Below are 3,552 nucleotides of genomic sequence, written 5' to 3'. Positions count from 1 at the left end.
GTATGGAATAAAAGCGCCAGGTGCTTTGGATGAGAGTGGTTTATTAAATGTACTAAATAAAGGGATTTGTACGCAAACCATTTTAAAGCATGATGAACATTCAGATTCTGGTATTGTTGTCGGTTTGATAGATGAAGACTTCCTAGAAATAAAAGGGACGAATTATCGTAGACACCCACGTTCTGTAAGAATAGCGATTTCAGCTGCGATGGATGCAGCTGAAATGTCAAACCTAGATTATTATAAGCCACATCGAATAGCTGTAGTTATGGGAACATCTGCTGGAGCCATTCTTGAAATCGAAAAATACGCAGCTGATGCTAATGATCTAAAGAAATTTCCGATTCATGGAGTTTCAATCGTCGATACGCATACACTTTCATCTTCTATTGCTGAAGCCATTGGGACCTGTGGAACTGCATTAACTGTAACAACTGGATGTGCAGCCAGCATAGATGCAGTAATGATTGGGAAACAGCTACTGGAGTCTCGTAGTGTAGATGCTTGTATAGTAGGAGGCGCAGATGCTCCTTTAGGTCAGTGGACAATCAATGGCTTTAAAAAAACAAGAGCACTCTCAAAGGAGAGCTCAATTGAAAAAGCTGGAGTTCCATTTTCATCAGAGCATAAAGGTTTTGTTTTATCTGAGGGAGCTGGTGTAATTGTCCTAGAACGCAAACAGTCTGCAGTTGCTCGACAGCAGAAGATATACGGAAAAATTGAAAGTGTCGTTTCAAGAAATGAAGGAACCAGACTATTAAGTTCTGATACAACTGGTAGACATATGCTTAAAGTTTTTCAAGATACCCTTGGAAATAAAAGACCAACCTATGTAAATAGTCAGGCACTTGGGATTGAATTAAATGATCAGATTGAACGTTTTATCCTCAAAGAAACATTTGGTTCTGAAGTACCTATTACTTCAATTAAAGGAATGATTGGGCATTCATTTGGTGCGATAGGAGCAATGCAAATCATTTCATCCGTCTTGTCAATGGAAAATGGGTTCATTCCACCTACGATAAAAACTACGGGAGAAGGATTTGAAGATGTACCGATTGTTTATGAAACGAGGTACCAAGCTGTAGAGTCAGTATGTATCACGAATCATGGTGGTAGTGGTAATAATGCCTGTCTATTATTGACTCGTGAATAGGAGGGTCAGTTCATGTTTTTTACATTTTTGATTATATTGGCGTGTATTCCTTTTTCGGTTGGAATTACGATGTTAGTAATATTCAAAAGAAGTAAATTAGCAAAAAGTATTTTTCTATTTCTTTTTTTTGCTTCGATTTGGCAAATAGATGTGGCATTTTTATATGCAGATCAACTATTTAAAGAAGAGACAATTTTACTATTTTTCAGGATTTTTCGATTTGGATCTATTATGGTAACACCTACGATTCTATATATAGGATATACAATTGTTCAAGAATTACTCCATGATGAATATAAAAAGAAATGGAGTCTTTTTGTTAATGGTACGACTGTTTTCATAGGCTATGTGTTGTCCCTTTATGTTTACATAGTTGGATGGAGTGTTTATGAAATTAAGGGATTAGAACTTGTACAATATGGTTCTAATACGTTTTATTATCCCATTAACGGAGAGCTAGCGTGGATTTATAATTCCAATATTCTCTTTTTTGCCGTTAATATGATTATATGTTTTTTAATCAGTTTAGATATCCAAACGAAGAGTGAACGGTCATTTTTAATACAATTTATTGGTTCCACAATAATTGGATATACAATCGGCTTTTTTAATATGTTTCCATGGTCAAGATTGCTTCCCAGTTCGATTGCCATTTTGGTCTTTGCTATTTCTGTTTTAATTCTTTCAAGTCGAATGCATCTTATGATAGTAAAAAATATGAATAAAAAACTATCTGAACAAAAGAGGTTTCTATTAGAGGTCATTAATCTAAACCCAAACTATATTTATGCAAAAGACGAAGATGGGCGTTATACACTTATGAATCAATCATATGCTCAGTTAATGGGGATCAATATTCAAGATACGATAGGGAAAACCGATGATGAAATAAAAAGAGATGTTTATCAAGACAAGCACATAAGCAATTTATCACAAAAGGAATTCATTAGAGAAGAATCAATTATATCTGCTTCAGGAGAAGAGGTTTGGGTACAAACCGTTAAAGTACCCATTCATATAAGTGATAGCTCATTACTACTTGCTGTATCAACAGATATTACGGAACGAAAGAAACATGAAGATAAGATCAAGTACCAAGCCAATCATGATGCTTTAACAGGTTTACCAAATAGAAGAATGTTTAATAAGGATTTAACGAATCTCTTGGAAAAAGCTAAAATGGAGTCAAGTCAGAATACAATTATGTTTATTGATTTAGACCGATTTAAATATATCAATGATACGCAAGGCCATGATATCGGAGATCTTTTGTTAATAGAAGTATCAAAACGAATGGAAATGTTAATAAAGCAAGAACATCCATGTGCCAATATTTACCGTCTTGGTGGTGATGAATTCACTATTTTACTTCCACATTATAATGTAGAAGATAGTGAGGCTTTTGCAAAAGGATTATTGAAACTATTTAAACATGGCTTTATTGTCGATGGTTGTGAGTATTTTATTACACCAAGCATTGGAATTAGTGTTTTTCCAAATGACGGCGATGATGTTAATACATTAATAAAACATGCAGATACCGCTATGTACTATGTAAAAGAAAGAGGGAAAAATAATTATCAATTATATACTTCAGAAATGCATCACCAATTCTATAGGAAGATGATGATTGAAAAACAATTACGAACTGTGCTAGATAAAGAGGAATTGGAACTTTACTATCAGCCTATAATGGACATGAAGACACATGAAATCATCGGTATGGAATCGCTTATTCGGTGGAATAGCGAAATATTAGGAAAAGTTACACCAGATGAATTTATACCAATCGCCGAAGAGACAGGTATGATTATACCAATAGGTCAGTGGGTGTTGGAGACTGCAATTGAACAAACTGTCCGTTGGCAAAAAGAAATGGGCAAGCCGTTGAGAATTGGTATTAATGTTTCAGTGAGACAGATAAGCGAACCATCGTTTGTAGAACATTTGAAAAACACGATAAAGAACATTCCAATTGAACCGAGTAACATTACATTAGAGATAACTGAGAGTATCGCAATGTATGCAGAGTCAATGACAGAAAAGTTATACGAATTAAAGGAACTGGGGATAAGAGTAACGATTGATGATTTTGGTACCGGATACTCATCGCTTAGTTACCTAAATAAATATCCTCTTGATTACTTGAAAATTGATAAATCATTTGTCATTGGGATGAATCGAAAAGTTGAGAACCAAGCTCTTGTAAAAACAATAATAGCCATAGCGAAACAACTTGATTTGAAAGTCATAGCTGAAGGAGTGGAAGGTGAAGAAGAATATCAGTTCTTGTCTGAGATTGGCTGTGATTACGCTCAAGGATATTTTATTAGTCGGCCGCTCTCTGAAACGGATTTTAAAGAAAAATTTCTTTCAGAAATGACTAACTCAAATTG

Annotated in this window: 2 protein-coding genes; both read left to right on the top strand. The window is 34.7% G+C overall.

Going from position 1 to position 3,552, the window contains the following annotated elements:
• Positions 1-1,156: beta-ketoacyl synthase N-terminal-like domain-containing protein (locus tag ACW2QF_RS18530; protein WP_455717497.1), on the top strand; the 1,156-nt coding region annotated here is incomplete at its 5' end.
• A gap of 12 nt (positions 1,157-1,168) precedes the next feature.
• Positions 1,169-3,552: putative bifunctional diguanylate cyclase/phosphodiesterase (locus ACW2QF_RS18525; RefSeq protein WP_455717496.1), on the top strand; the 2,384-nt coding region annotated here is incomplete at its 3' end.

It is taken from the genome of Anaerosporobacter sp., assembly GCF_965301125.1.
This window is presented reverse-complemented; position numbering and strand designations above follow the sequence as displayed.